This is a genomic window from Micromonospora sp. IBHARD003 (genome assembly GCF_056106285.1).
Window position 1 is genome coordinate 80,207 of the sequence record NZ_JBWBBX010000001.1, and the last position, 26,440, is coordinate 106,646.

At 68.5% G+C, this 26,440-nt stretch carries 26 protein-coding genes and 1 pseudogene; 11 read left to right on the plus strand and 16 right to left on the minus strand.

The window, feature by feature from the left end:
- Positions 1-219: 219 nt before the first annotated feature.
- The 5 genes from ACTWOL_RS00305 to ACTWOL_RS00325 all read right to left on the minus strand — a co-directional run bounded on the left by ACTWOL_RS00305 (position 220) and on the right by ACTWOL_RS00325 (position 5,024).
- Positions 220-1,365, minus strand: a complete 1,146-nt coding sequence (locus ACTWOL_RS00305; protein WP_474293003.1) for a DUF475 domain-containing protein — start codon at positions 1,363-1,365, stop codon at positions 220-222.
- 125 nt (positions 1,366-1,490) lie between these two features.
- Entirely contained in the window at positions 1,491-1,886 is a 396-nt protein-coding gene (locus ACTWOL_RS00310; protein WP_474293005.1) for a universal stress protein, read from the minus strand.
- 104 nt (positions 1,887-1,990) lie between these two features.
- Positions 1,991-3,490, minus strand: a complete 1,500-nt coding sequence (locus ACTWOL_RS00315; protein WP_474293007.1) for a tripartite tricarboxylate transporter permease — start codon at positions 3,488-3,490, stop codon at positions 1,991-1,993.
- A complete protein-coding gene (locus ACTWOL_RS00320; RefSeq protein ID WP_474293009.1) occupies positions 3,490-4,026 on the minus strand; it encodes a tripartite tricarboxylate transporter TctB family protein in 537 nt (178 codons plus the stop codon). Before ACTWOL_RS00320 ends, ACTWOL_RS00315 begins: the two co-directional genes overlap by 1 nt.
- Positions 4,023-5,024 carry a Bug family tripartite tricarboxylate transporter substrate binding protein gene (locus ACTWOL_RS00325; RefSeq protein ID WP_474293011.1) on the minus strand — a complete coding sequence of 334 codons (1,002 nt, stop codon included), beginning with the start codon at positions 5,022-5,024 and terminating at the stop codon, positions 4,023-4,025. The genes ACTWOL_RS00320 and ACTWOL_RS00325 overlap by 4 nt, the downstream gene beginning before the upstream one ends.
- A gap of 79 nt (positions 5,025-5,103) precedes the next feature.
- On the opposite strand from ACTWOL_RS00325, the gene ACTWOL_RS00330 reads away from it, so the two are divergent.
- The 3 genes from ACTWOL_RS00330 to ACTWOL_RS00340 are packed head-to-tail and all read left to right on the plus strand — an operon-like array spanning position 5,104 to position 7,912.
- Positions 5,104-6,768: a sensor histidine kinase gene (locus ACTWOL_RS00330; RefSeq protein WP_474293013.1), complete on the plus strand. Its 1,665-nt coding sequence runs from the start codon at positions 5,104-5,106 to the stop codon at positions 6,766-6,768.
- Positions 6,765-7,439, plus strand: coding sequence for a response regulator (locus tag ACTWOL_RS00335; RefSeq protein WP_474293014.1), 675 nt, complete (start codon positions 6,765-6,767; stop codon positions 7,437-7,439). The genes ACTWOL_RS00330 and ACTWOL_RS00335 overlap by 4 nt, the downstream gene beginning before the upstream one ends.
- Positions 7,440-7,492: 53 nt before the next feature.
- Positions 7,493-7,912, plus strand: a complete 420-nt coding sequence (locus tag ACTWOL_RS00340) for a hypothetical protein (RefSeq protein ID WP_474293016.1) — start codon at positions 7,493-7,495, stop codon at positions 7,910-7,912.
- A gap of 435 nt (positions 7,913-8,347) precedes the next feature.
- Here the strand turns inward: ACTWOL_RS00340 and ACTWOL_RS00345 are convergent, their stop codons facing one another.
- The 4 genes from ACTWOL_RS00345 to ACTWOL_RS00360 all read right to left on the minus strand — a co-directional run bounded on the left by ACTWOL_RS00345 (position 8,348) and on the right by ACTWOL_RS00360 (position 12,211).
- On the minus strand, positions 8,348-8,731 hold the full coding sequence (locus ACTWOL_RS00345; protein WP_474293018.1) for a hypothetical protein: 384 nt from the start codon (positions 8,729-8,731) through the stop codon (positions 8,348-8,350).
- Positions 8,732-9,077: 346 nt separating this feature from the next.
- Complete coding sequence (locus ACTWOL_RS00350; protein ID WP_474293020.1) at positions 9,078-9,473, minus strand: hypothetical protein; 396 nt, start codon at positions 9,471-9,473, stop codon at positions 9,078-9,080.
- 155 nt (positions 9,474-9,628) lie between these two features.
- Positions 9,629-9,922, minus strand: a complete 294-nt coding sequence (locus ACTWOL_RS00355; protein WP_474293022.1) for a hypothetical protein — start codon at positions 9,920-9,922, stop codon at positions 9,629-9,631.
- A gap of 837 nt (positions 9,923-10,759) precedes the next feature.
- Complete coding sequence (locus tag ACTWOL_RS00360) at positions 10,760-12,211, minus strand: amidase (RefSeq protein ID WP_474293024.1); 1,452 nt, start codon at positions 12,209-12,211, stop codon at positions 10,760-10,762.
- Positions 12,212-12,338: 127 nt separating this feature from the next.
- Here ACTWOL_RS00360 and ACTWOL_RS00365 point away from each other — a divergent pair, with 127 nt between their 5' ends.
- The 3 genes from ACTWOL_RS00365 (at position 12,339) to ACTWOL_RS00375 (ending at position 15,827) form a co-directional block, all read left to right on the plus strand.
- Positions 12,339-12,965 carry a TetR/AcrR family transcriptional regulator gene (locus ACTWOL_RS00365; protein WP_474293026.1) on the plus strand — a complete coding sequence of 209 codons (627 nt, stop codon included), beginning with the start codon at positions 12,339-12,341 and terminating at the stop codon, positions 12,963-12,965.
- A gap of 838 nt (positions 12,966-13,803) precedes the next feature.
- A complete protein-coding gene (locus tag ACTWOL_RS00370; protein WP_474301069.1) occupies positions 13,804-14,250 on the plus strand; it encodes a DUF485 domain-containing protein in 447 nt (148 codons plus the stop codon).
- Positions 14,247-15,827 carry a solute symporter family protein gene (locus ACTWOL_RS00375; RefSeq protein WP_474293028.1) on the plus strand — a complete coding sequence of 527 codons (1,581 nt, stop codon included), beginning with the start codon at positions 14,247-14,249 and terminating at the stop codon, positions 15,825-15,827. Before ACTWOL_RS00370 ends, ACTWOL_RS00375 begins: the two co-directional genes overlap by 4 nt.
- Positions 15,828-16,209: 382 nt before the next feature.
- On the opposite strand, the gene ACTWOL_RS00380 is transcribed toward ACTWOL_RS00375, so the two are convergent.
- Positions 16,210-16,530 carry an alpha-galactosidase gene (locus ACTWOL_RS00380; protein WP_474293030.1) on the minus strand — a complete coding sequence of 107 codons (321 nt, stop codon included), beginning with the start codon at positions 16,528-16,530 and terminating at the stop codon, positions 16,210-16,212.
- A 192-nt stretch (positions 16,531-16,722) separates the two neighbouring features.
- The gene (locus ACTWOL_RS00385) at positions 16,723-16,899 is read right to left on the minus strand and encodes a hypothetical protein (RefSeq protein WP_474293032.1); all 177 of its coding nucleotides are present in this window, start codon (positions 16,897-16,899) and stop codon (positions 16,723-16,725) included.
- A 277-nt stretch (positions 16,900-17,176) separates the two neighbouring features.
- Here ACTWOL_RS00385 and ACTWOL_RS00390 point away from each other — a divergent pair, with 277 nt between their 5' ends.
- Positions 17,177-17,710: a GNAT family N-acetyltransferase gene (locus ACTWOL_RS00390; protein WP_474293033.1), complete on the plus strand. Its 534-nt coding sequence runs from the start codon at positions 17,177-17,179 to the stop codon at positions 17,708-17,710.
- A 98-nt stretch (positions 17,711-17,808) separates the two neighbouring features.
- Here the strand turns inward: ACTWOL_RS00390 and ACTWOL_RS00395 are convergent, their stop codons facing one another.
- On the minus strand, positions 17,809-18,009 hold the full coding sequence (locus ACTWOL_RS00395) for a PspC domain-containing protein (protein WP_474293035.1): 201 nt from the start codon (positions 18,007-18,009) through the stop codon (positions 17,809-17,811).
- A 580-nt stretch (positions 18,010-18,589) separates the two neighbouring features.
- The gene (locus tag ACTWOL_RS00400) at positions 18,590-18,955 is read right to left on the minus strand and encodes a hypothetical protein (RefSeq protein ID WP_474293037.1); all 366 of its coding nucleotides are present in this window, start codon (positions 18,953-18,955) and stop codon (positions 18,590-18,592) included.
- 410 nt (positions 18,956-19,365) lie between these two features.
- Between ACTWOL_RS00400 and ACTWOL_RS00405 the strand changes: the two genes are divergently transcribed.
- Entirely contained in the window at positions 19,366-20,226 is an 861-nt protein-coding gene (locus ACTWOL_RS00405; protein WP_474293039.1) for a hypothetical protein, read from the plus strand.
- Between the two features lie 106 nt (positions 20,227-20,332).
- On the opposite strand, the gene ACTWOL_RS00410 is transcribed toward ACTWOL_RS00405, so the two are convergent.
- The gene (locus tag ACTWOL_RS00410; protein WP_474293041.1) at positions 20,333-21,235 is read right to left on the minus strand and encodes an SDR family oxidoreductase; all 903 of its coding nucleotides are present in this window, start codon (positions 21,233-21,235) and stop codon (positions 20,333-20,335) included.
- Positions 21,236-21,289: 54 nt separating this feature from the next.
- Here ACTWOL_RS00410 and ACTWOL_RS00415 point away from each other — a divergent pair, with 54 nt between their 5' ends.
- Positions 21,290-21,886, plus strand: coding sequence for a TetR/AcrR family transcriptional regulator (locus ACTWOL_RS00415; protein WP_474293043.1), 597 nt, complete (start codon positions 21,290-21,292; stop codon positions 21,884-21,886).
- Here ACTWOL_RS00415 and ACTWOL_RS00420 read toward each other — a convergent pair.
- Positions 21,870-22,124, minus strand: a complete 255-nt coding sequence (locus ACTWOL_RS00420; RefSeq protein WP_474293045.1) for a hypothetical protein — start codon at positions 22,122-22,124, stop codon at positions 21,870-21,872. The genes ACTWOL_RS00415 and ACTWOL_RS00420 overlap by 17 nt on opposite strands.
- Positions 22,125-22,158: 34 nt before the next feature.
- Entirely contained in the window at positions 22,159-22,317 is a 159-nt protein-coding gene (locus ACTWOL_RS00425) for a hypothetical protein (protein WP_474293047.1), read from the minus strand.
- A gap of 50 nt (positions 22,318-22,367) precedes the next feature.
- Between ACTWOL_RS00425 and ACTWOL_RS00430 the strand changes: the two are divergent.
- Positions 22,368-22,501, plus strand: a pseudogene (locus ACTWOL_RS00430) (aminoglycoside phosphotransferase); the annotation flags it as partial.
- Between the two features lie 218 nt (positions 22,502-22,719).
- Positions 22,720-26,205, plus strand: coding sequence for a cytochrome b5 domain-containing protein (locus ACTWOL_RS00435; RefSeq protein WP_474293048.1), 3,486 nt, complete (start codon positions 22,720-22,722; stop codon positions 26,203-26,205).
- The last annotated feature ends 235 nt before the right edge of the window (positions 26,206-26,440 follow it).

The following is a 26,440-nucleotide window of genomic DNA, read 5'->3' on the forward strand; positions in this document are numbered from 1 at the left end:
CTCTGGTGACCTGCCCGAATTCCTTGAGTCTCTGTTGAAGCCTGTGACCAAGGCTTATGGGCGCCGCCCCTTCATCGAACCGTGACGGCCAGCAGCCCGTCGGGGCGGCTGGCCGTTGGGGGCGGGTAGCGGCGGAGGTCAGCTGGCCTTGGCTGGCTCCCCAGCTCGTGCCCGTGTGCTGTCGCCACGCTCCCTGTCGACGGGTGCGTGGCGTCGCCGTCACACCGCGGAGGGGACTTTGGGCGTACCGTCCGCAGAGGGGACTTCCCTCTCGTCGGCGGCGAGTGCGCGTCTGCGGTGGACGGAGGAATGGAAGGACCACAGGATCAGGGCGACGCCGATGAGGCCGGTGACGACTTCGGGGATCTCGTACTGGATGGTGACCAGCAGGATCACAGCGAGCGCGCCGATCGCGTAGTGCGCGCCGTGCTCCAGGTAGACGTAGTCGTCGAGGGTGCCCCGGCGGACCAGGTAGACGGTCAGGGACCGGACGTACATCGCGCCGATACCGAGACCGAGGGCAATGACCACCGGGTCGTTGCTCACTGCGAAGGCACCGATGACACCGTCGAAGGAGAACGAGGCGTCCAGCACCTCCAGGTACATGAACATGAAGAAGGCAGCCTTGCCGACGATTTTGACGGCCGGGACCGGCCTGCCGGCCTTGCGGGCCTCCTCCTCGGCCTCGTGCTCGCGCTCTTCCTCTTCGAGCTTGTCCTCGAAGTAGCCGGAGAGGCCGCCGACGACGAGGTAGGTGATCAGGCCGGACACACCGGCGAGGAGCGCGGTGGCCGACTTGTCGGTGTGCTCGCCGCCGTACTGGTGGGCGTGCACCGCGAAGGTCGTCGCCGTGATCAGCAGGACGATCAGCGCGAGGCACGCCGCCAGCATGTCGATCTTGCCAAGCTTGGCCAGCGGCCGCTCCAGCCAGGCCAGCCACTTGATGTCCCGGTCCTCAAGAATGAAGTCCAGGAAGATCATCAGCAGGAAGACGCCGCCGAAGGCGGCGATCGCCGGGTGGGCGTCGGTGACCAGCTGCTCGTACGTCTCGTGGTCGTTGAGGGCGAGGTCGACCGCCTCGATCGGACCCAGCTTCGCGGTGACCGAGACAATCACCACCGGGAAGATGAGCCTCATGCCGAACACGGCGATCAGGATGCCGATGGTGAGGAAGATCTTCTGCCAGAACTCGCTCATCTTCTTCAGCACGCCGGCGTTGACCACCGCGTTGTCGAAGGAGAGGGAGACTTCGAGGACGGTCAGGATCGCGACGATCCCCAAGGCCGTCCAGCCCCCGTAGAACGCGGCAGCGACCAGGCCGAGCGCCGTGACTGCGAACGACCAGCCGAAGGTTTTCAGTACCACTGGCTACCCCATCATGGTGGTTGGGTTCCGTTTCGCACCGGCCCCCGAGCCGTACGCGGTCGGGCGCGCCTCCTGCGGGGACGGCGCCAATGCCGGAACTGCGTCGAGGGCCCGGTGCTGGGACGTCAGGAGTCGGCCTTCACCGCGAGAACCGGGCACGGTGAGCCCAGGAGGATGTGCTGTGCCGCGGAGCCCATGAGCAATTTGCCGACCGGGCTGCGGTGTCTGAGCCCGATCACGATCAAGGAGGCCGCTGTCGACTCCGCGAGGTCGAGGATCTCCTCGGCGGCGTCGCGCCCGCCGACGACCTGGCGTACGGCGAAGTCGACACCCGTGTCGCTCAGTTCGCTCCTGACGTGGTCGAGGTCCTTCTGCTCGGCGAAGCCGCGGTCGGCGTAGGCGTCGCCTCGCGTGGTGTTCACCACCAGCAGGTTCTCGCGCCTGGAGCGGGCTTCGGCGACTGCGGCGCGCAGTGCGGCCTCGCCCTCGGGCGTCGGTATGTATCCGACGAGTACGGTCATGGCTCTCTCTTTCCCGGGCACGTTGTGCCACGGTGCTCCGGCACGTCGTACGGCATGCTCGGACGGGTGGTGCGACAGGGTTCAGACGCGTCGTACGACGGTGCTCAGACGCGGCGCGCGACGGCCGGCCGTACGGCGTACCGACGGACCAGCGGCCAGGCCAGCACCAGCACGATCACCGTGTAGATCACATAGGACACCGGTCCGCCCAGCAGCCCGGACAGCTCGCCGCCGGACAGTTGAAGGGCACGACGACCTTGAAGTTCCGCACGCGGACCGAGGATGACGCCGATGATCAGCGGCAGCACCGGCAGCCCGAACCTCCGCATACCGAAGCCGAGCAGGCCCAGGAGCAGCAGCAGGAACAGATCCACGGGCTGGGCGTTGACCGCGTATGCGCCCATGGACGCGAAGAACACGATCCCGGCGTACAGATAGGGGCGGGGGATGCGCAGCAGCTTCGCCCAGACCGGAGCGAGCGGCAGGTTCAGCAGGAGCAGCAGCAGGTTGCCGATGAACAGGCTGGCGATCAGGGCCCAGACCAGGGTCGACTCGCGCTCGAACAGCAGCGGGCCGGGCTGGATGCCGTACGACTGGAAGGCGGCGAGCATCACGGCGGCGGTCGCATTCGTCGGCAGCCCGATGGCGAGCATCGGCACCAGTGTGCCGGCCGCGGACGCATTGTTCGCGGCCTCCGGGCCGGCCACCCCCTCGATCGCGCCCTTGCCGAACTCCTCGGGGTGCTTGGTCAGCCGCTTCTCCGTGGCGTACGACAGGAACGTCGGGATCTCCGCGCCGCCGGCCGGCATGGACCCGAACGGGAAGCCGTACGCGGCACCGCGCAGCCAGGGCTTCCACGACCGTTTCCAGTCCGCCTTGCCCATCCACGGTACTCCGACCGGGATGACCTTGGCGGGTTTGCGCCGCAGATGCGCGGCGACCCACAGGGCCTCGCCGACGGCGAAGATGCCGACCGCGACCACCACCACGTCGATACCGTCGGCGAGTTGCGGGATGCCGAAGGTGAGGCGCTGCTGCCCGGACACCGCGTCGATCCCGACGATGCCGATCACCAGCCCGATGAGAAGCGAGGCGAAACCGCGGACGCGGGAGGCGCCGAGCACGGCGGTGACCGCGATGAAGGACAGCATGACGATCGCGAAGTAGTCGGGTGCGCCGAGGCTGACCGCGAAGTCCACCACCAGCGGTGCGACGAACACCAGCAGCAGCGTGCCGATCGTTCCGGCGACGAAGGATCCGATCGCCGCGGTGGCAAGTGCCTGTGCGGCCCGGCCGGCCTTGGCCATCTTGTTGCCCTCGATGGCCGTGATGACCGAGGACGATTCACCGGGCGTGTTCAGCAGGATCGAGGTGGTCGACCCGCCGTACATCCCTCCGTAGAAGATGCCGGCGAACATGATGAACGCCTGCGTCGGCTCCATGCCGTACGTGATGGGCAGCAGCAGGGCCACGGTCATGGCCGGGCCGATGCCGGGCAGCACCCCGACCGCAGTGCCGATGGTGACCCCGAGCAGCGCCAGCAGGAGGTTCACAGGGGTGACGACGTGGGCGAACCCCTCGAGAAGGTGACTGAGGTTGTCCATCACAGGATTCCTTGCAGAACGCCGGCCGGAAGGTTGACGCCGAGCCCGATGGCGAAGGCGTAGAACGTGATCAGCGACAGCGCGAGCGAGATCGCGAGGTTGCGCACGTAGTGCCGGCTGCCCAGGGCGAAGGCGGTTCCCCAGAACAGGAGGGACCCGCTGATCACCCAGCCGAGAGGTTCGATCAGCACCGCGTTCACGGTGAAGGCGCCGATCACCAGCAGCACCGTGCGCAGGTCGAGCCGGGTCGTGAGGTCGATGTCCTCACCGGCCTCGGGCTCGCCGCGCCCGCCCCGGGCAACGTCGATGGCGTACACCAGCGCGACAACGACAAGGAGCCCACCGAGCAGCAGCGGAACACTGCGCGGGCCGAGCGGGTCGGTGCTGCTGGTCGTGTTTCCCATCCCGAGAGCGTCGATGATCACGAGCACCCCCACCAGGGCGAGGAACGCGCACACCCCGTACTGTGCGCGGTCCCCGTCCTTCGGCGGGTGGCGCTGATCTGCGTCGCTCCGCTCGTTGACGTCGAGGCTCATACCAGGCCGAGCTCAGTGAGGATGTCGGCCACTGCCTTGTCCTGATCCGCGAGGTACGCGGCGAAGGCGTCACCTGACATGAACGCGTCGGTCCAGCCGCGCTTGGTCAGCTCGGCCTTCCACTCCTTGGAGCCGTGCATCTCGGTCAGCGCGTCGATCCAGACCTTCTTGTCGGCTTCGCTGATACCGGGCGGGGCGACGATTCCGCGCCAGTTGGTGAAGACGAGGTCGATGCCCGCGGACTTCAGTGTGGGGACGTCCTTGAGGGCGTCGACCGGCTTCTCGCTGGTGACTGCAAGCACCCGGACCTGGCCGGCCTCGATCTGGTCGAGGAATTCGCCGAAACCGCTGGCGCCGAAGGCGATCTTGTTGCCGAGAATGGCGGGGAGCAGTTCGCCGCCGCCGTCGTAGCTGACGTAGTTGACCGTCTTCGGGTCTATGCCGACGGTCTTGGCGAGCCGCATCGGCAGCAGATGGTCCGGCCCGCCGGGTGACGAGCCGCCGCCGACCGCCATGGCCTTGGGATTCTTCTTCCACGCGGTGACAAGATCGCGGATCGTCTTGTACGGCGATTGCTTGGGCACGACGATCGCGCCCGCTTCCTCGATCAGCTTGGCGATGGGCGTGGTCTGCGCGAGCGTGGCCTTCGACTTCGCGGTGTAGGAGGCGCCGACTACGCCCAGGCCCATCTGCATGGCGAGCTTGCCGTTGCCCTTTTCGTTCAGGGTGCGCTGGAGGCCGACCGTGCCTCCCGCTCCCGGCAGGTTGAAGACCTGGACACCGGACGCGACCTTGGTGTCCTCCATCACCTTGGCTGCGGTACGCGCGGTGGTGTCGTAACCGCCTCCCGGGGTGTTCGGGACCATGATCCGCAGACCGGTCGCGGGCTTGTCCCCCTGCGTCGACGCGTCCTTCTGCGCCGTGGCGCCGCAGGCACCGACAGTGAGCATCGACACGGCGGCCAGGGCACCGACGAGGGCGGCTGTTCTTGGTCTCATGGCTGGTCTCTTTCGCTTCGGTCACTCGGACGCCATGATTGTGAGCCGGGGCCCACACCCCGTCTGCATTGTGTCGGCAGTGAAGGTTGAGTTCATAGTGGTCGAAAGGTTCCGCCGCCATACCCTCGCCGGTGAGCTGCTGATTCTTCAGTTCGCGATCATCATCGTGGTGCTTGTGGCGGTCGCCGCGATCTCCCTCGCGCAGTCGGAGGCGACCTTCAACCGGGTCGAAGGACGCCGGGTCACCGCGCTGGCCGAGCAGATGGCCGGAAACCCACTGACCCGCAGCCAGCTCGACCGCCTCGCGCCGCAGGAAGCACTCGCTCCACTGGTGCAGACGACCCAGACGCAGTCCGGCGTCACCTCGGTGACCGTCGCCGACCACAAAGGCAGAATCGTGAGCTCGACCATCCCCACGATGGTCGGTGACCGGATGCCCCTCGGCCCCGGCGTCGCCGTCGCACGCGGCTGGTCCGGCGAGGTGGAACTGGAAGGATCCAGCCACCTGGTGGCCCAGGTCCCGGTGATCGGAGCGGCACCGCAGAACCTCGGCCGGCACCTCGGAACCGTGATGATCAGCGAGACGTCACCCACGGTCTGGCAGCGGCTGAGCAACGCGTCGTCCTATCTGCTCGCCTACCTCGGGATCGCCAGCGGAATCGGCCTGATCGGATCGTGGCTGCTGGCCCGGCGCACCAAGCGCCAGACGCTCGGGCTGGAGCCGCGCGAGATCGCGGGACTCGCCGAGCACAGGGAGGCGATGCTGTACGGGATCGCCGAAGGCGTCGTCGCGCTCGATCCTCACTTGCGGTTCACCCTGGTGAACGAGGTCGGAAGGCGTCTGCTCGACCTGCCGGAGGACTGCGTGGGGATGAGCCTGGCCGACCTCGGGATCGAGGGCCGGCTGCACGACGTGCTGGCCGGGGCGCCCGGGGGGACGGACGGGCGGCTCGACGAGGTCGTCATACGCCGGGGCCGGGTGCTGGTGATGAACAGGATGACGGTCACGAAGGACGGGCGGCAGCTCGGCTCGGTCACGACCCTGCGGGACCGCACCGAGCTGGCACAGCTGGAACGCGACATCGGATCGTTCCGCAGCTCCACCGAGCTGATGCGGGCACAGGCCCATGAGTTCGCCAACCAGCTGCACACGATCTCCGGACTGATCCAGGTGGGCAAGCACGACGCCGTGGTGGATTATGTCCGCGCCCTCAGTAGACACCGTCAGTCGTTGGACATCACCGTGACCAGGCGGATCCGCGACATGCCCGTCGGCGCCCTGCTGATGGCGAAGTCCTCGCTCGCCGCGGAACGGAAGGTTGCGCTGCGGGTCTCGGAGCGTACGGCGCTCGACCGGCTCGCGCCCGAGGATTCCGCGGACGTGGCGACGGTGCTCGGAAACCTCGTCGACAACGCCGTCGATGCCGCGGCGGTCGGCGGCGAGGGCCACGAGGCGTGGGTGGAGGTCGAGTTGCGCAACGACTCGTCCAGCGTGGAGATCGTGGTGCGTGACTCCGGCCCTGGGGTGGCGCCCGAACTCGCCCAGGAAGTGTTTCTGCATGGCTTCACCACGAAGGCCGCCCAGGAAGGGGCGCGGGGCATAGGGCTGGCGCTCACCCGTCTCGTCTGCGAGCGTCGGGGCGGCGAGGTGGCGGTGGCCAACACGCCCGACGGCGCCATGTTCACAGCCCGGATGTCCGTAGCGGTCCTGGCCGACGCGGTACAGGAAGGAGCTTCCTCATGATCGACGTGCTGGTCGTCGACGACGACTTCATGGTGGCGAGTGTCCATCAGGTCTTCGTCGAGCGTGTCAAGCCCTTCCGGGTCGTCGGCACGGCGCACAACGGCGAACAGGCGGTCAAGGCCGCCGGCGAGCTGTGCCCCGACCTGGTCCTGCTCGACCTGTACCTGCCGGACATGTTCGGCCTGGACGTCATTCCACGGCTGCGGACCGCAGTGCACGACTGCGACATCATGGTGATCACCGCTGCGCGCGAGGCATCCGCAGTACGGCGGTCGGTGCGCCATGGCGTGGTCAACTACCTACTGAAGCCCTTCGAGTTCGAGGATCTGCGCCCCCGCCTCGAACGGTACGCCGCGCAGCGCAGCAGTCTGCTCGCCTCCGTCGTCAAGGACCAGTCCGATGTGGACCGCGTCCTGGCCGGTACAGCTCTGTCGGCATCGGGCCCGGTATTGCCGAAGGGTATGAGCGTGGAGACCGCACTTCTCGTCGAACGGACCCTCAGGGATGCCGACGGAACGCTGTCCGCCGCCGAATGCGCGGCCGCAGCCGGGATCTCCCGGGTCAGCGCCCGCCGATACCTCGAACACTTCCACGGCACAGGCCACGCGGACGTGTCCCTGAAGTACGGAGTCGCGGGCAGACCCGAGCGCCGTTACAGCTGGCGGGGGTGACGCCGCGAGCGATGTACTGCCCGGCAGGGGTGGGACGTGGGTCCGGACGGGGCATGGGCGAGACCGTCACCGCGCCGGCTGCCGGGATCCTGGTCGCGCCTGTGTCGTTCCTGCTCGCCGGGTGGGCGATCCTGTCCGGCACATGCGCCCGCCGCCGTTCCGGTGCACACCTCGAGGCAGCCGCTCCGAGTGAGCGACCGCGTCGAGGCGGTAGTAGTCGGCGACGCACCGGGCCGGCCAGACCCGGCGCCCCCGTCGCCGAAGGGCTCCAGCATCCCGCCGACCGGCAGGCGTACGTACGGCAGCACAAGGGCCCCCTGCGCCGCCCCGGCACGCAGCCACCGGTCCTGGCGGTCCCATCGCTCGGCCCTGATACGCATGTCGTCGCCGAGCCGGAGGAGGGGGCCCGTCAGGGCCCCGACGGCACCCACGTACAGCACGACCGCCCCGGCGAGGACGGCGTGCCGCCATAGTGGCGGTGCGTGGCGCAGGGTGCGTCCCAGGAAGCCGCCCAGGGCCACGAGCAGCAGCACGTACCGCTCGCGACGCCCGTGCTCTCTTCTTCCCTGGCCTGCTCAGCCCTCCTGCGCACGCCCCGAGCAGAAGCGTTCCGCTGAGCCCGGTGACTGCCGCGATCAGACCCCTCGCGCCTATAGACCGTGCGCGCCGCATTGCGTGAGCGAGGCTCATAGTGTGACCCGCGATTGACACTTGGGGGCATCGGCCTACGGGTTCGGTTGATGGGTGATTCAGTGCTTGCCTGGGCTCGCGGCCGCGGGTAACAGTTGCTGTCTGGTCGGCCGGGGGCTGGGGGTTCTCTTCCGCCAGTGTGACGGCGCGGTCTGATTCCCGGACGTTCTGGGTTTGGGGTGGCGCGGCGCCCGTGCGAGGTGCCGCCCCTTGCTCGACTATTCCGTCAGGCTCCTGGTGGAGCAGATCCCCGTGTAGTCGTTGGGACCGTCGACGATGCAGAGTTTCATCGTGTATGCGGTGCCCTCAAGGACGTTTTCCTCGAACTGCTGCCAGGTACCGGCCCCGGTGTTCACATAGGCCTCATCCATGATGAGGTTGCCGCGGTTGCGGATCAGCATGCCCCGGATACCGTGCCCGTCCCGCAGTTCGTCATAGACCCGGAAGATGTCGCCGTCGTCGTAAAACTTCATGCTCCCGGCCACATCGGACCAGGCCACGGTGAAGGTCACGTTGGCGGCGTAGGCGTTCGAGCCTGTGAAGACCAGTCCCATGGCCGCGATGCCGGTCACCGTCGCCCTGGTGATGGAGCGCCTGTTCATGGATCCCCCTTTGATCGATTGACGGGGACACGCTAGTACAGGGGACCGCCGAGGCGTGACCGAACTCGGCAAGAACGCCTTCCTCGGGAAGGTGTGCCTGGACCTCGAGCGCGCCCTGGCCGCCTTCGCAGATTGGTGGCCGACCGGCCATCGAGTGGCCATCGGTCGTGAGATTCGGTCACGGGATCCGCGATCCCACAATGGCTGTAGGTTCTGACTTTCGGTGTCATGCGCCGACGCTATGACCTGGACGTTCCACTTCAGTCTCACGACGTGTCGGCTGGCGGCTGTCTCAGATCGGTGTCATTTCCTCAGACTGTCCAGCCGCCTCCCCCTGTCCAGGGCGTCATGAACCTGCATCGGCAGCGATCCGTTCCACCCACTCACGCACCTTCACCGCTCGCTCGACGCGGCTGACGATGTCCTTCTTGGACGCCGCGTCCAAGGTCTCCGGGATCTTGTCGAAGGTGTCGGGAAGGACGTCGAGGAGACCCCAAATCTGTTCGCCGGTGCTGACGGTCAGCAGCTGCTGGCACCTCCACTGCAGCGGCATCTCGGGACGGTGCGTGAGCCGCTGCACGAGCGTCGGGAACAGGTAGTGCGTCGCCTCTGCAGCGAGGTGCTCTTGGAGCCAGTCGACCGGAAGGCGCTGACTGAAGCCGTGCATGGCGGCCTCCTGGGCCAGGGCCAGGAGCTGAGCGGTGTCGACGGCTCGGACGGTGCGGGGAAGCGTCGGGGTCATGTCGCGATGATGCCAAGAAGCCTGCGCGGCGCCGAGATGTCAGCTGGGCAAGGATGCGAATTGTTGACGGGCAGGACCCCAGACTTCTCGAACTCCACCGCGATGAGCTGAATGTCGCGCTGGAGCGTCAGACGACGGCAACGGGCGCGCCCCGGTCAGTCCCAGAGGGAGAGCGCGAGGACCATGGCGGCGACCGGGGCCAGCAGCCACGGCTCGGCCAGGGCCATGAGACCGGTGAAGATCAGGGCGAAGCAGGCCAGTGCCTTGGCGGTGCGCCGCTTGCCCTTGCTCTTCTTCGTGCTCTTGTTCTTCTTCACGCCCTTGACGTGAGGTGCCGCTGTGCCAAGAGCCGTCTCAAGGATGCCGGTTTCGGTGTGGACTGCGGACAGGGTCTCGGTTGTCGTCGCCGTGATGGTGGCGGTGGCGGAGTTCGTGTCGGTGTTCGTCATGGCACTCAGCTTCGTCGCGAGAGCACCGCCCTCGCGTCGGCGAAGCCCGCCTACGTGGGTGATGGCACCCGACACATACGTAACGTCGACTCAGAAGCGTCGGCTCCGCGCCGCGAGCGCCTGTCCTCGTCAGTGGGTCCGGAGTTGTCCGAGGTCCGGAGTTGTCCGAGGCAGGAGGCACCGCCAATCAGTTGGGCGAACGGCGGCGTGGCCGGTCGACGACCGGAGCCGAACCAACGTCTCCAGCACGGCTGGAGGTTCCAAGGCCCTGAACAAACGCCGAGTGCGAACAGCAGTGATCGGCCGTGCCGATTCCGAGCTACCCGTGGTCCTTCCGATGGAAGCGGAGAGCTCGACGACTTCCCAGCACGCGGGCGAGACCTACCGGTGCGGCGTGTGGCCGGGCGGGGGCGGACACCAGCTCACCACCAAGCTGTATACCGTTCGTGCCTGACACTTCGCTCACAGGCCGGACCCGAGCACACTTCCACCTGCTCAAGGAAGGCGGCCGGAGTCTCCGGCGCTGACCACCTGTACATCAAGCACGGACTGTTGGCCTGGCCGGCGGAGCAGGACATCGCCGCCGACGCATGGATCCCGCGCGATGCGGTCGGTGCGATCGGTGGGGAGGTGTTCTTCGCCCCTGCCAGACACACCAGCCGCCTGCGGGTTCTGCTCTCCGAGTCGCCCGGATCCCCGGCCCCGGCGGGAGAGGACCGCGCGCAGACGGTGCTCGGCCCTGAGGTGGAGGCCCGGGAGTACCGGACGACATGCACGGTGTGGTTCTCCCACTTCCTCGGTGCGTGGCCCGTGGACTCCCGGCTCCAGGAGTGCTCCTCAGTGGCCTGTGTGGTTCCCTGCCCACACCGTGGGAGTCCGGCCCGCCCACGGGCTTGCCTGCTCGAGCTGTCCGGCGAGGCGGAACAGGCGGCCTTCGAGCCCGAATCCGGCGGCGAACTGCATACCGATCGGGAGTCCCGTCTCCGTGTCGGCCGTCACCGGCACGGACATGGCGGGCGTACCCGCCACATTGAACGCCGCCGTGAACGGCGAAAGATCAAAGACGCGGCGGAGCCAGCCGAGGCCGTCCAGCCCCTCTGCACCCTTCGCATACGTGCCCAAGGGCAGGGGAAGCTCCGGCAAAGTCGGGGTGAGCAGTACGTCGTGGGTGTCGAAGAACCGTGCCAGGCTTCGGGCGACCCGGTTGCGGAGCGCGAGAGCGGTGACGAACTGGGGGCCACTGATCCGCTGTCCGTAGTGGTAGCTGGCAAGGGTGGGCGGTTCGAGGGTCGAAGAGTCGACGGGCCGGCCGAAGGCGGCAGCCAGCTCGTCGACCGAGGCCGTGAGATGCGCCGTCCACTGACGGACGCCGGCCAGGACGAACTCCTCCCAGTCGACCCCGAGGTCGACCGTGACCTCCTCCACCTGGTGGCCGAGGGATTCGAGCAGTCGCACGGTGCGAGAGAGGGCGTCGGCCACTGGCGTGGTGGTGCGGCGTCCGCCCCATGCCTGGGTGAGGACACCGATCCGCAGCGAGCCCGGGTGGCGGGTGACTTCCTCCGCGTATGGCCGGGACGGCTCCTGGGCGAAGTAGGGGTCGCCCGGTTCCGGGCCGCGTATCTGGTCGAGCAGCGCTGCACTGTCGCGTACCGTGCGGCTGACGCTGCCCTGCACGGCCAGGCCGTTGAAGAGCTCGTCGAAGTCGGGACCCATGGAGACCCGGCCACGGGTGGGCTTCAACCCGAAGAGGCCGTTACAGGCGGCGGGGACGCGGATCGAACCGGCGGCATCGGTGGCGTGCGCGATCGGGACCACACCGGCAGCGACAGCCGCGCCCGCGCCCCCGCTGGATCCGCCCGCGCTCCGCTCCAGGTCCCACGGGTTGCGGGTGGCGCCGTACAGCACTGGTTCCGTCGTGATGCTGTAGGCCATCTCCGGTGTCGCGGTACGCCCGAACGTCACGAGGCCGGAGCGACGGAAGCGCCGCATCAGGGAGGAGTCGGCGCCGGCGACGTTGCCGGCCGCGAGACGGCTGCCCAGCTCCATTCGCCGCCCGGCCATGGAGACTCCGAGGTCCTTGATCAGGAAAGGGACGCCGGCCAGCGGTGTGCTGCCGGGGACGGGCTCGTCGTCGGCCGGCCAGGTCTCCACGATGGCGTTGATCTGCGGATTGACCGCCTGCGCGGCCTCGCGTGCGGCTGCTTCCAGTTCGGCGGGTGTTACCTCGCCCTTTCTCACCAGCTCCGCGAGCCCGACCGCGTCGAAGCTCGCGTACTCGGTAATCCTCACTGTCACTCCCAACGGATAGAGCGGTACCGATGAGTACCGAATGATACCGATCGGTATCGCATGGAACGGACTGGTACCGTAGCAGGGGTTGAGTGGCCCAACAACGGACCGATGTCACGGAGAAGTCATGGCGGCGACAGCCAGCAGGCCGAGCAGGGTGGCGAAACTGCCGCCTCGGGAGCGCATCCTCGACGCCGCGGAAGAGCTCTTCCAGAGCGAGGGGATCCGGCGGGTGGGCGTGCAGACGATCGCCGAGCGGGCCGAGACCACCAAGATGGCGATCTACCGGCACTTCGAAACCAAGGACGCGCTGGTCGCGGAGTGGCTGCGAATCGTCGCCGCCGACTACCAGGCGGCCTTCGACCGGGTCGAAGCCGAACACCCCGGCCGCCCCAGGGAACAGATCCTCGGCCTGGCCCGCTTCATCGCCGAGGGACTGCCGGCCATCTCACACCGGGGCTGCCCGTTCATCAACTCCATCGCCGAACTGCCCGACCGCTCCCATCCCGCACGGCAGGTGATCGAGAAGCACAAGGCCCACCAGACCCGCAGACTGGTCGGCATGTGCACCGAAGCCGGGCTGCCCGACCCCGAGCAAGCCGCTGCCGCGATCACCTTCGCACTAGAAGGCGCGCAGGTCAGCACACAGAACGGAAGCATTGATCAAGCGGGCGACCGCCTGATCAGAATCATCGAGGGAATCCTGGCCCAGCACCACTCCCCCCACGACACATCCCGGGCAGCCACCGACTGACCTCCCCGCACCCGCGTACCCAATACCGAGAACCAGGTGCGCATTTACTCCAAGTGCACCGGAACGCGTCCTCGAACCGGGCATGGTGCAGGCCATCCAGCTGAGCCAGCCCGTAGCGCAGACCCCGTGTGCGGACCGCTTCCCACCGCGCCTGCTGTGCCGGGCGATGTGGTCGTGGGCGATCTGGTGGTCGGCGGCGACGCGGTTGCGCCAGTCCAGGACCTGCTCGCGGTCAGGTCCCCGAGGACCAGCTCCTGGTCGTCGTCGCCGTTCGCGACCTCCAGCTCCGGGGCGGGGGCGATGGCGGCCGGCGACAGGTGCGGGACCGGGACGAACGGCACACGTGGATGCGTGAGGAGCTATCGCGAAGGCCGACCGGGATCCTCGGTGACTGATGCCCGGATGACGAGTTGTGCCACTTCGGCGTAGATAGTGGTGCTCGGCCGGGGGGCTTTCTCTCTACCGGTGGCCGATCCCGATGCTCTGACCGATGCCCCGGAATCCAGCGCCTGAGTCGTCGTCGACGCCGGTCAGCATCCCGTACGCCCCCATCAGGCGCGGATGTCGGCATCGAGGGTCTGGACGTTCTTGTGTGCGCGGCGATGAACACAATGTACGGAAGTACGCCGGATCGTTGCCCTCCTCGATCTTGTGGCCCAAGCCGCCCGTGGGGGACCGTAATCCCGCAACGCGACCGCCGATGAACTCGGCGTAGTCCGCCGGGCATCAGCCCTGTCCTCACCCTGTGCGGGCACCTGCGCCCGGCCGTACCCACACGGTCGCTTTCTCGTCCCCGTGTTACCGCCCGCCAGGAGGTATCAGCGTGCCTGCCTTCGGCATGCCCACCGACGACGATCCACACTTCGTGGGTCCTCCCGTCCCCGGGAGACACCGGTCCCCTTCACCGCCACTGAGCAACTCACCGTTTCCGGGCCACTCTCCGCATCAGGGTCACTCACCGCAGTCCAGTCCGTCACCGCACCCCGGTCACCCGCCACACCCGACCTCCGCCGCACGGGAGCGCGCGGCACGTCGGCTGCCGGTGCGTATCACCCTCGTGCTGCTCGCCGTCCACGCGGCCATCGTGCTCCTCGCCTCACACGCCGAAGGCCTGCTGGCCGTGCCGCTGGCCGGCCCCGTCAACCTCGGTCTCGGTCTGCTCGTCGCGCAGACGTGCATGACCGCCGGGGTCGCCGTCTGGTACGGGCGCTACGCCAGGGCGGTCATCGACCCGGTGACCGAGGACCATCGGTCCTCTTTTCCTCACCCGGAGGGCCACCGGTGAACACCCTGCTCGCCGCCGGTTCCGGCGACAACTTCCCGATCTTCACGGTCTTCGCCGTCTTCGTCACCTGCACGCTGTTCTTCTCGGTGGCCGCGGTCGGCCTGGACAGCTTGAGCAACTACTACCTCGGACACCGCAAGCTGTCGTGGGCCGGCAACGGGCTGGCAATCTTCGGCTGTTTCATGTCCGCGGCCGGAATATTCAGCAACCCCGGGCTGGTCTCCCTCACGGGCTTCGACGGCATCCTGTACCTGCTGACCTCCACCGCCGGCTGGATCGTTCTGCTGATCCTGATCACCGACCGATACCACGGTTCCGCACGGTTCACGCTCGGCGACGTTCTCGCCCGGCGGCTGAGCCCGCGTCCGGCCCATACGGCGGCCGGCGTGGCGACCCTGATCATCTCGCTGCTCTATCTGATCGCCCAGCTCGTCGGTGCCGGGACGCTCGCCGCGCCCATCCTCGGTTTCGGTGGGGCCGGTGCCCAGCGTGCCGTCGTGGCCTGTCTCGGAGTCCTGATGATCCTCGCCGTCGTCGGCGGGGGCATGCGGGCGGCGACCATGGTGCAGGGCGCCAAGGCGGTGCTGCTCCTGGCCGGTGCGGGGTTCCTCGCGCTCGCTGCGCTGTGGCACTTCGACATGAGCCCGGCGGCCCTGCTGCGGGCCGCCGCCGACCACAGCGCCTTCGGTGACGACTTCCTCGCGCCCGGCACCCGTACCGAAGGCGGCGCCGGTGAACTGGACTCGCTGAGCCTGGAGTTGACGAGGCTGCTGGGCATCGCGGGTCTGCCCCACGTGCTGATGCGGCTCCGTACGGTGGCGACGGTGCAGGAGGCGCGGCGATCGGTGCAGTTCGCCGCCTTGCTGATCCTCGGTTTCTCCGCCCTGGCCGTGGTCATCGGGCTCGGCGCGGCCGGTGTGCTCGGCAACGAGGCCATCACCTCCGACAGCTCCTCCGGGGCGACCGCCGTGCTCCTGCTCGCGAACTCCCTCGGCGGCCCGCTGCTGCTCACCGTGATCTCGTGCATCGCCTTCGCCACGATCGTGGCTGTCGTGGCCGGTCTCACGCTCACCGCGGCCACGTCCCTCGCACACGACGTCTACGGGGTCACGATCAAACGGGGCAGGGCGACGGAGAAGGAGGAACTAGGCGTGGCACGACTGGCGGTGGTGCTGGTCGGTGTCACCGCCATCGCACTCTCCCTGTTCGTCCAGCACCTCAACATCTCGTTCCTGGTGGCACTCTGCTTCACCCTCGCGGCCTCCGCCGTGCTGCCCGCCCTCCTCTACACGCTGTGGTGGCGGGACTTCACGACCCGGGGAGCGACCTGGAGTGTCTACGGCGGCCTGCTGTGCACGCTTGTGCTCGTGGCCCTGTCGCCGGCGGTGTCGGGGAATCCGGGCGCGCTGCTGCCGAGCGTCGATTTCGCGGTCTTTCCCATGCGCAATCCGGGGCTGATCAGCATTCCGGTGGGATTCCTGGCGGGTTGGCTGGGATCCGTCATGGACCGGCGGGGGCATTCCGCAGAGGAAGCCGATCGATGGAACTCCGCGGATCGGACGGTGTTGCCGTCCTGACGCGGCTGCCCTGGGCCCGGTCCCCGGTCGGCAAGGAGTCCTGGCCCGCCCGAGGCGCGCCAGGACTCGGCGGAACCACCGGTGCCGGGGCGGTTGTTGCCGTCGTCGAACCACACCGGGCGGTCGACCGAGGCGCCGTGCGGCAGCGGCGCGGCGGAGGGGGCTCACAGCAGCCGGTGCATGTTCGGGCGGTTCCAGTTCCCGCTCATGTTGTTGATGCTGAAGCCGACCGCGAAGGTGTTGTCCGGGCACTGCAGCTGGTTGCCTTGGTGTACATGGCCACGTGAGACGCTCCCCCATTTCCCGTGCCAGAGCCCTGAACACGACCGCAGCTCCCGTACGTCACCTGCCGGAACGAGGCTTCATACGGGCTGCGGCTGCTTCAGTCCACCGGCCGCGCAGTCCGCGGCCGGAGGTCGGGATCCAGACCTGCCGGACGAAGAGAGGCGTCTGTCCAGGATCCAATGGGACTGGACGCAACGCTCCTGCGTGCGCCGAACCAGCCGTCGCCAAGGACGAAGACGTCGGCGCCCAGACCTGCGGCGAGCCGGGCCGGCGCTCGCTGACCATGGTGTTCAACACCGAAGCCGGCAGCTTCCCGCACGTTGTACACGACGGGCCGGCCGCGGCCCGGTGCCGGCAGGCCATGGGCGCCGAGGACATCGCCCCGGCGGCTGCTGTGCAGGGTGGACTCTCCGGCCACCCGAGACGGACAGCCGGTCCACGACGATCGGCGCGCTGCTCACGCCTCCCAGCGCGCCCCAGGCCGGTTCGGTGGGCGAGTCCGGCCCGCAGGGTCAGGGAGTGTCGCCGGACCAGTCCCAGCGGTTCCGCTCGCCGGGACGCGGGTCGTACAGAGCCCTGCCTCCGGGGCCGAACCGCCCGAGCTCGGTCATCAGCGCGACGCCGGTCTGGAACTCGTCCGCTGTCCAGCCGGTGATGTCGAGCAGCAGGCCGTCCAGCGGGCCGCCGAGACCAGTTCGGCGCAGCCCCGGTTCGGCCGCGGGCCCGGGTGGTCGTGGTCGGCGCCGTAGACCCGGCGGTGCAGCAGCTGCTCGTCATCACGGTCCATCCGTTCAGGCCTTGCAGCCGCTACTGACAGCCGGGTCCGGTCGCGTCACCTGCGGAAGCGAGAGACCCTGCTCTTGATGCCGGTGCTCGTCCGGCCAGGCTTTCGGTCTCACCTCGACCGCTCTGGCAAAGCGGCACGTCGTCTGCCCTGGCGTCGGCCTGGTGTTTTGCCCGGCATGATGTGCGGAGCAGGCGCCTTGGTGCATTGCCACCCGAAGCGGCGGCACGGGCGAACGCCGATTACCGATGAGGTACTTGCCTTCGGCAGGATGGGTGCCATGACCGAGATCATTACCCCCCGCCTCCTCCTCCGTCGCTGGCGTGACGACGACCTTGCGCCGATGGCGGACATCAACGCGGACCCGCGGGTCATGCGCTGGATCGACGACGGCTCTGTGCGCGACCTGGACCACACGGCGGAGGCAATCGAGCGGTGGGAAGAGGAGTGGGACGAGGAAGGCTTCGGACTCTTCGCCGTCGAACTGCTGGCTTCGGGTGAGCTGGCGGGCTTTACGGGCCTGTCCATGCCCGAGTTCCTGCCGGAGGTACTGCCCACCGTGGCGATCAGCTGGCGGCTCGGCTCACAGTTCTGGGGGCAGGGATACGCATCCGAAGCCGCTCACGCCACGCTGGAGTTCGCGCTCCAGGACCGCGGCCTCGACCGCGTCATCAGCATCAACCAGGTGGGTGACGATGCCTCCGAAAACGTCATCCGCAAGCTCGGCATGGTGCCCGAGCGAGAGACGGTACACCCGGTGTACGGCTATCCACTGCGCATCCACACCATCGATCTCACCGAGTTCCAGGCGTGAACCGACTGAGCTGTGGTCAGAGCTGTTCCGTGATCCGCCGGCCGATGTGCTGGAGGCCTTCGGGACCAACGGAACCCCTTGGGGCTGTTCGGGCCCCCTCACCAGGCGGTCGACGCGGTCTTCTCCGTCGGCAGCAGCATCCACAGCGCCAGGTACAGCAGGAACTGCGGGCCCGGCAGCAGGCACGACACCAGGAAGATCACCCGCATGGTGGTCGCGGAGGTACCGAAGCGCCGCGCGAGCGCCGCGCACACTCCGCCGATCATCTTTCCGTCACGGGGGCGAGCAAGTGCAGCCATGGTGGGCTCCTTCACGAGTCCTTCGTGGGAGTCACACCTGTGTGCTCCCGATGACTCGATACTCGCCTGGAACCAGGGGCCGAAGCGTCGCTCTACGGTGCGATCCGGACCCTGGGAATCGTCGGGGTCGGCCCCTGAGGAACCTCCTCCCGGAGCAGGGGCCGCGCTCATTCCCGGGACGGGGAGACGGCCGGATCCCTCTGCGCCGCAGCCTCGCACGGCCAGCCGGGACCACCCGGCGCGCCTTCGGTGTGCACCGGGCGATGGACGCGGCGGACACGCTGTTGGGCCCGCTGGTCGCGTTCCAGATCCTGCGGGCGACGGTGGACGCCTACGACTGGTGTTCACTGCCGAGCTTCTGCGTCGCCGTGCTGGTCGTGCCGGGCGGACGGGGCCGTTGGGAACCCGAGGCCCGTCCCACACTGCGCGCCGGCTTCGCGGGGGACGAAGGGTCGCACTGGCAGCATCCACACCCGCCTGACCGGTACCACCTTCGGACCACGTTGATGAAAGTCCGCGGCACGGTGGTTCCTTGCCGCCACTGGCAGCAAGGAACCACCGCTACATCAGGGCCGGGTGGTCAGGCGTTCGCGCAGATCGCGTACACGCTGATGCCGACGCTTGCGTAGCCGTCCTGTCGGCCGAGTCCGATCCAGCCGCGCCCGTCGTCGGTTGGGAAGCTGCCGACCAGGACCGCGCCGTTGCCCTGGGCTTCGGCACCACCGCCGATGACTTTCTTGCCCGTCGGACAGTAGAGGGTCCGACGCTGGAAGTTGGGCACGTTGGCGTTGGGGAGCTTGACGATCTGGTAGCCGTCCACGGCCGCGACCGCCGCCGGCGCCTTGACCGCAGCGGTCTCGGCGGTGGTGGCCTGGGCTGCCCAGCCGGCCCCGCATACCAGGGCCAGTGCCAGCGCGCCCGTGCCGACCGCCTGCTTGCCTCGCATACATGTGTCCTTTCATCCTGAGGAACTCGCGGGTGGTGGAGTCCCCTTGGCGGTCATCGTCGCGGCGGCAGTCATCTTGCGACGGCTGATTCGGGGCAAACACCTCAATGGAGCGAACAAGGGGCAGAGGGGGCGCACACAACCGGAGATTCAAGGGCGCTCAAGGGCCCCGCTCCCGGACCCCGCCACCGCGCCCAACGCTCCGTCACACCCGGCGTGCCGCCCGCGCTCGATCCGGTGCAATGCGTCCGCGTCGCGATACGGTCATGCGGTGTTCCGCGCCGAGACCGTACCTGCACGGACAAAGCGCCAGTCGTGAGACCAGATCCACAAGGGCGGTCACAAAGTGCCGATTCGATCGAACAGTCGTGGCTGACGCCGCCTCACGCGCGAAACAACGGATTGCGCACGTGCGAGACGAGCCGACCGGACGTTACGCGCTGGCGCAGGAGTTCTATCGGCTCGCCACAGGCCCTCGCCGGCGGTACGGCCGTGCCGAGCTGAGTTTCATGCGCTGGTCACTGGCCCGTGGCGTACTCGCACCGCAAACCGCCGATCCACCGGGCAGCCCTTGGTGGCGCGCCGTCAACGAACGGCTGCTGCGCGACAAGACCGAGGCCCACCTGCTGTACACCGAAGGCTCGGGTGCAGCCAGTGCCCGGAGCGTCGAGTCCTGGGTGGAGTTCATCCGCGCGCCCTCACCGGGACGCTGGTACCGCGCGCACAACGCCAGCATCGTCGCCGGCTACCTGGAGCACGAGGACCTGGCCGCGGCCGAGCAGCGCGTGGAGCGGTTCATGATGAACGTCGCACTCCTCCGCGTCCTGTTCACCCATGCGATGCTGGTGCGGCCGGGACTCGCGCTCGGGCCGCTGGCTCCCTTGGGCCCTCTGCTGGCCGACCCGCGCCACCGGAGCGTCCAGATGTTCCTCGACCTCGGCCGGTCCTTCCCGCCTCACTACCCGGTGAGCACGCCCGTCGAGGAGACCGTCCTCGACGAGCACCCTCTCGCCCGCATGCTCGACTACGGTCTGATCGCCCCACGGCTGCCGGCACTCTACGCGTTCTCTGCCGCGTCTCTGGGCCAGCCTCGGCTGACGGGCCTGCTGGACGACGGTGTCCCCGCCTACGCTTGGCCGCACGCGGACCGATCGATCTGGTACATCGGCAACACGGGTCCGCACTTGCGTGCTATCGCGCGCGCCACCGGCGTGCGCCTGCGTTGGGAGCCGTCTTCGTTCGCCACCGGCCGTCGCAGACCAGGCCGGTGACGGTAGCGCGCCTCACGCCGGTGCTCCCCTCCACGGTCGACGACGATCTGTTCCGGGGGCGAGGGCCGGGGCGACGGCGGACTGAGGGCTGCTGCCTGGGGCGAGGTCACGGTTGACGAGGTTGCGAACCCTCCGTGAACGCGATGGCGTGGTCAACACCCCACTGGCGAAACGTTCGCGGCGCCGTCCCGAGGATGTCAGCCACCGCAGTGGTGACGTACGCGGGCTGCCCGACCGCCGCGCTCCACGCGGCGAGCAGCATGTCGACGGCGGAGCTGGGCACCGTACCCTCCCACAGGCTCCGGAACTCGTCTGGCGTCATCTCCTCGAATGCGATCCGGCGTCCCAGGGCATCACCGATGACGTCCACCTGCGCGGCTTGGGTCAGCGATTCGGGGCCTGTAAGGACGTAGTCGCCTCCGACGTATCCGTCCTCACAAAGCGTCCGCGCCACGACGGCTGCGATGTCGCGGTCGTCGACCGGCGCCGACTCGGCAGCGCTGTAAGGCCACCGGACGACTTCGCAGGCCCGGATCGCAGGCGCCCACCAGGCAAGCGAGTTCGACGCGAACATCCCCGGCCGGATGATCGTCGACTCCAGTCCGGTGGCCTCGATGAGTCGCTCGATGTCGGCGTGCAGCACCGCCATGGGATTGGGCTGCTGGAAGAAGGGGTGCGGCGTCTGATGCGGGGAGGAGAGGAAGACGACCCGCCGCACGCGGGCTGCCAGCCGCTCGACGACTGCCTCGGCGGTCTGAGGTGGGGCGGTCCAGACGAGGAAGACCGCACCGGCGCCATTCAATGCAGGGTCGAGCGACTCGGGCACGGTGAGGTCGCCGGTGAAGACCTCGACCTTCGCCGGCAGCGTCGCCGCCGCCTCGGGGCGACGGGTAAGGGCGCGGACCGGCACGCCCGCGTCGAGGAGTTGGTCGATGACGACGCGGCCGACCCGGCCCGTCGCCCCGGTTACGAGCACGGGAGGAATGTCTGTCCGATTCATGCCGCCCATGAGAACGTTACTCGGTTAAAAACGCAACCCGGTCACGAATGTTACGGTGGTCAGATGAACCAGCAGACGGGACTGCGGGCCCGCAAGAAGGCGCGGACGCACGACGCCATCGCCGACGCAGCCATCTCACTGTTCCTGGAGCGCGGCTTCGACCGCGTCTCGGTCAACGACATCGCCGCGGCAGCCGAGATCTCCAAGCCGACCCTCTTCCGGTACTTCCCCACCAAGGAAGACCTGGTGCTGCACCGGTTCGCGGACCACCAGGGCGAGGCCGCACGCCTCGTACGTGACCGCAGTTCCGGCACCAAGCCGGTAACAGCGCTGCACCGGCACTTCCGGGCCGGCCTCGATCGGTACGACCCCGTCACCGGCCTCAACGACCATCCCGAGGTGGTGGCGTTCCATCGGCTGGTGTTCACCACACCGAGCCTGACGGGACGGCTCACGCGATACCAGCTCGAGGACGAAGAGGCACTGGCGGACGCCCTCGGCGAAGGCATCCAGGCACGCCTGCGAGCCGCCCAGGTACTCGCGGTCCAACGCGTGCTCGCCCAGACCAACTGGCAGAAGATCGCCGACGGTCGAACCGCCCGCGACGTCCACCCCGAGGCCGTAGCCGACGCCGACCAGGCATTCAACCAGCTGCGGTGACCGTCGCCGCCTCCCGGTCCCACGTCACCGGACGGATCGGGACCGCTTGGACATCGAGCCGCTGCCGGCGATAGGCGTGCAGGTCGGCTTCCCCCGCCGCGAGCAGATCGGTCCCCCGCGACGCGAGGCACTCGGCCGGCCGCAGCACGACGTGCGCGTACGAACACATCGTCTCCGGACCCCGCCCCAGATGGACGAGATACCGGAACCATGAGCACAACGGCTCCACCGGCCGCATGTCCCGCCCCAGCACGACCGGGGTGCCGGCCGGGTCACCCGGCGAGCGGCCGAGGACCGCGGCAGACGTCCGACGGTGTCGGCAGTACCGTGTGCTCGGACCTCTCCGGCCAGCCGGTGTACCAGCGGGCGAAGGCCACCGGCACGCCCGACGCCACAACGCGTTCGCGTATCCCTGCCCACTGATCAACCATGTGCAGACCGTACGTGCCGCCACTGACACCAACCGATTTCCACGCTGTGACGGCTCGGCGACGATCTCGCCGTCCGGCTGTGCTGGGCGACGCTGTCCGCGGACGCGCTGCTGTGCAACGAGCACAAGTGGCTTCCCGCTCTCGCCCGCATCTTCCCTTGCCGGCCCCCGTCCCGCAGCGCCTCAGCGAGCTGACACACAGTGATCCCGCCCCTTGACGGACCATCCGCGCGTTCCGGCTTTTCGCCGCGCGGGCAACCAATGTGAGAGATCGCCACTCTTCCCCCCAAAGGCATCACACACGCCGGACGGACAACTGGGCCGCCTTTCCCACCTCGCGGTGCGTGGATGCGTTCCTCGTGCCGCACCGCCCGCCGGCTCGCCATCGGAGAGTAGCCGCACGATGACCGATTCCCTTATCCACCAGACGCCCGAGAGCACCCGCTCCACCGATGACCCCGCGGTGCCGAGCCGGAGTGTGCTGGAGTCCGCCGAAGAGTACAACGAGGCATACGGCCACGAACTGAAGGGCTTCCTCTCCTCCTCGTCCGGCTTCATGCCGAAGCTCCCCACCGTGCGGTCCTTCCCGGCGAGCCACGCGGCATGGGACGAGGTGATCGCGCGCATGCCGGAGCTGTGGCGCACGGTGACCCTTCGTCAGACGCTCCGCGACATGCCGGTACTCGGCGCCGGTCCGGAAGACCTCCCCGACGCATTCGTCTGGCGGGCGTCGGTGGCAATGAGCGTTTTCGCCCATGCCTTCGTGCGCGTGGAGGTGCTGCCCGACGACGGGCTGCCGCCCTCGATCACCGTGCCCTGGGCTCAGATCAGTGAACGACTCGACCGCCGCGAACCGCACATGTCGTACAACGACCTCATCGTGTACAACCATCTGTTGCGCGACGAGAATCTGCCGGATCCCTACCAGGTCGAGAATATGGAGCTTCTCGTACCCAGCGTGGACAACCGCGAGGAGAAACGTTTCTACCTGGCGCAGGTCGAGATCCTCGCCCGGTCAGCGCCCATCGTCACGGCGGTGGTACGCGCCCAGGAGGCCGTGGCCCGCGATGACCGTGACGCCCTCTCCGCCGAACTGTCGCTGATGCTGCGGACCTGGCGCGACATCACCGAGCTGTCGTTCCGCAAGGTCGACCCCAACCCGCTGTCGGCAACCTACGTCGACCAGGTGGTGTGGGCGAACACCGTCGCCCCGCTGGCGGTACCGATCAAGGCCGGCACCGCGGGGCCGGGAGGCGAGGCGTCCCCGGTCTTCCATCTCATGGATGCTTTCCTCGGCCGCAAACACAAGCAGTCCCGGCTCGGCAAGGAAGTCGCGGAACTGCGGGAGTGGTTCCCGCCCCATCACATCGCCTTCATCGAGGCGGTGGAAGAAGTCTCGGTGCGCGACTACGTCGCCTCGAGCGGTGACAGGCGCCTGCAGAACCTGTTCTCCACACTGTTCGACGCCTATGCCGGTAAGAAGGGCTATCTCGGCACCCACCGGATGAAGGTCTACGGCTTCCTGGAACTGGCCTTCAAGGTCGGCCGGTCCAAGACCATCACGGGCATCGTCGGCGGCTTCAAGGAGCAGCACTGGAAGACCCTCGACGAGATCCTGGAGGAGACCCGCCTGGAACGCTACAAGGAGCTCCCGCCGCACGTTCAGCACGCGCGGATACGCACCCGGACGCCGGCCGCCGAGGAGGGCGACGTCACCCATGTGGTGCTGGACGCCGCCGAGACCGGTGCCCTCTACCGTCCTGGTGACCGTTGCGGGGTGCTGCCCACCAACCGGCCGGAGACGGTCGAGGCCACACTGCGGGCGCTCGGTGCCACCGGCGAGGAGGAGATACCGCTCACCGCCGCCTGGCGGGAGGCGATCCGCTACCGCGCCCGGCACCCGCTGTCCACGGACACCCTGCCGGTGCGGACCTTCCTGTCCTACGCCAAGCTCCGTCCGCTGACCGGCGACCTGGCCGGCTCACTGCTGGCGATCACCGGGTCCCCGGGCCTGCGAGCCGTCGCCGGAAGCCGGGGACTGGCGCAGTGGGAGCTGTCCGACGCGCTGGCCCTGCTGACCGAGGAAGGCCATCCCGTCCACCGACTGCTGAGCGCTGGTGTCCGGGACGAGTGGTCACTGGCCCGGATCGTGCCACCGGAGGACTTCCGGATGTACTCGGTCTCCTCGGCCCCGGCACACGGTGACGGGGAGGTCTCCGAGGAGGTCCGGCTCACCGTTGCCAGACTGAGCCACCAGGCCGACGACGACAGCCCGCGCGGACCTGCGGCCGAACTGCTGGGCACCGCCTCCGGCTATCTCACCTCGGCCGGGGCGTCCGATGCGGTCCCGCTCCAACTGGTGCGGCCCAGCCGGTTCGGCCTGCCACGGGACAGCTCCCGCCCCGTCGTCATGTTCGCCGCCGGAGTGGGCGTCTCCCCCTTCCTGAGCTTCCTGGCACACCGCCGGACCGACCCCGCGGCCGGGCCGAACTGGCTGTTCTTCGGCACCCGGACACACCGCCATCTCTATGGCGAGCCCGACATCCACTCGGCACTGGCGGAGGGCAAACTCGCCCTCTACGTCGCGTTCTCCGCCGAGGACGGCGGTGTACGCGCGGGATTCGGTGAGCCGGCCCGCACGGTCACCACCCCCGCCGGGCGCCTGCACGATGTCCTCGCCGACGACCCGAAGGCCCAGCGGACCCTGTGGGACCTGCTGCGCAGCGAGGAGGACGGTGGACAGGGAGCCCACTTCTACGTCTGCGGGCGCGCCGAGTTCGCCGAGAGCGTCATGGCGGCCCTCAACCAGGTGGCCACCCGCTTCTCCGGCCCCGGTGAGCGGCCCGAGACCGTACTGCGCCGACTGGTCGCCGAAGGCCGCTACATGCAGGACGTGTTCAGCTCATGGACCCCGGCGGGGGCCGACGGCACGGCGTACGACGTCTCGGAGGTGGCGCGGCACACCACCGCCGAGGCCGGGCAGTGGATGATCCTCGACGGCGAGGTCTACGACCTGACGGAGTTCCTCCATCTACACCCCGGAGGCCCGCGCATCCTCACCGAGAACATCGGCCTGGACGCCACCACCGAGTACCGGGCCGTACTGCACCACGAGAACAGCGAGATCAACGCGATGCTCGCGATGTACCGGATCGGCACCGTCCGCCCGCTTGACCTCGGCGACCAGCGCGGTACCGCCGTACCCCCGGGCCATGACGCCGTCGAGATATCGCTGGACGAGCTCTACCGCTGCTGGGTCCGCTTGCTGCACCTGCTCACCGCGATGTCCAACGCCCTCGCCAACGACTGGGGCTTCATGGCGGGGGCGATGACCCGCGGGGACGACCCGGAAGGACTCAACGCGCTGAAGGTGCAGTACGCATCCAACACGCACCAGCGCTTCCTGGGCAGCTACTACGAGGCCGTGCTGACGGAGGAACTCCCTTCGCTGTGGGCGCTGACCACCGCGCTCGCCGCACCGCAGGGCCTCACACGCGACCTCGGCAGCGTCCTCACCCGGACCATGTCCGAACCCGACGCCCTCGCGGCGGCCCGCTTCGCGGAGGACTTCCGCACCGCCTACCGGTCCGTCGACGGCGACCCTGCCGCCGTGGACGAGTCCACCTGGTCGGCGCTGCAAGCGGTCTGCGTCGAGGTGCGGACGCAGGACCTGGCGTTTCTCGAGGATCTACGCTCGGCGATCCGCGACGGGGTCATGGTCTTCGAGGAACTGGAGGCCCGCGCGGCCACGGACGGAGCGGAGCGGCTGATCGCCGTCCTCGACGCGGTACCCGCGCTCGTGCGCTCCTACCACAAGGCCCTCCTCAGCGGCCTGGCCCCGGTGTGGCCCACCCCGCCCGGCGGGAAAACTCCCCGCTCGGCGGACTGACACTCCCCCAACGATCGGTGCGGTGCGGGCCGGACACTCTCAGATCCGGCTCGCCCACCGCATCCGAGTGACAGGCGCCCTCGTCCCCGGGAGCCGGCAAACCCCTCCAGAACGCCCACCAGCACACGACGACACCTTGTGCGAATGCTGCGCTGTTTCACTCAGTCGGGCTCCGCTTCTCCCTCGATCAGGGCAATCACTCTGTCGTTGGCCGGAGTCGGCGAAGGAGCGGTAG

Coding starts and splice junctions, on each gene's coding strand:
- ACTWOL_RS00340 (WP_474293016.1), top strand. CDS start 7,493: ATGGGCGAGACCGTCACCGCGCCGGCTGCCGGGATCCTGGTCGCGCCT.
- ACTWOL_RS00435 (WP_474293048.1), top strand. CDS start 22,720: ATGACCGATTCCCTTATCCACCAGACGCCCGAGAGCACCCGCTCCACC.
- ACTWOL_RS00385 (WP_474293032.1), bottom strand. CDS start 16,899: ATGGACCGTGATGACGAGCAGCTGCTGCACCGCCGGGTCTACGGCGCC.
- ACTWOL_RS00345 (WP_474293018.1), bottom strand. CDS start 8,731: ATGAACAGGCGCTCCATCACCAGGGCGACGGTGACCGGCATCGCGGCC.
- ACTWOL_RS00370 (WP_474301069.1), top strand. CDS start 13,804: ATGCCCACCGACGACGATCCACACTTCGTGGGTCCTCCCGTCCCCGGG.
- ACTWOL_RS00400 (WP_474293037.1), bottom strand. CDS start 18,955: ATGCGAGGCAAGCAGGCGGTCGGCACGGGCGCGCTGGCACTGGCCCTG.
- ACTWOL_RS00410 (WP_474293041.1), bottom strand. CDS start 21,235: ATGGGCGGCATGAATCGGACAGACATTCCTCCCGTGCTCGTAACCGGG.
- ACTWOL_RS00365 (WP_474293026.1), top strand. CDS start 12,339: ATGGCGGCGACAGCCAGCAGGCCGAGCAGGGTGGCGAAACTGCCGCCT.
- ACTWOL_RS00320 (WP_474293009.1), bottom strand. CDS start 4,026: ATGAGCCTCGACGTCAACGAGCGGAGCGACGCAGATCAGCGCCACCCG.
- ACTWOL_RS00395 (WP_474293035.1), bottom strand. CDS start 18,009: ATGGCTGCACTTGCTCGCCCCCGTGACGGAAAGATGATCGGCGGAGTG.
- ACTWOL_RS00420 (WP_474293045.1), bottom strand. CDS start 22,124: ATGCGGCCGGTGGAGCCGTTGTGCTCATGGTTCCGGTATCTCGTCCAT.
- ACTWOL_RS00335 (WP_474293014.1), top strand. CDS start 6,765: ATGATCGACGTGCTGGTCGTCGACGACGACTTCATGGTGGCGAGTGTC.
- ACTWOL_RS00310 (WP_474293005.1), bottom strand. CDS start 1,886: ATGACCGTACTCGTCGGATACATACCGACGCCCGAGGGCGAGGCCGCA.
- ACTWOL_RS00390 (WP_474293033.1), top strand. CDS start 17,177: ATGACCGAGATCATTACCCCCCGCCTCCTCCTCCGTCGCTGGCGTGAC.
- ACTWOL_RS00325 (WP_474293011.1), bottom strand. CDS start 5,024: ATGAGACCAAGAACAGCCGCCCTCGTCGGTGCCCTGGCCGCCGTGTCG.
- ACTWOL_RS00415 (WP_474293043.1), top strand. CDS start 21,290: ATGAACCAGCAGACGGGACTGCGGGCCCGCAAGAAGGCGCGGACGCAC.
- ACTWOL_RS00350 (WP_474293020.1), bottom strand. CDS start 9,473: ATGACCCCGACGCTTCCCCGCACCGTCCGAGCCGTCGACACCGCTCAG.
- ACTWOL_RS00355 (WP_474293022.1), bottom strand. CDS start 9,922: ATGACGAACACCGACACGAACTCCGCCACCGCCACCATCACGGCGACG.
- ACTWOL_RS00425 (WP_474293047.1), bottom strand. CDS start 22,317: ATGGTTGATCAGTGGGCAGGGATACGCGAACGCGTTGTGGCGTCGGGC.
- ACTWOL_RS00315 (WP_474293007.1), bottom strand. CDS start 3,490: ATGGACAACCTCAGTCACCTTCTCGAGGGGTTCGCCCACGTCGTCACC.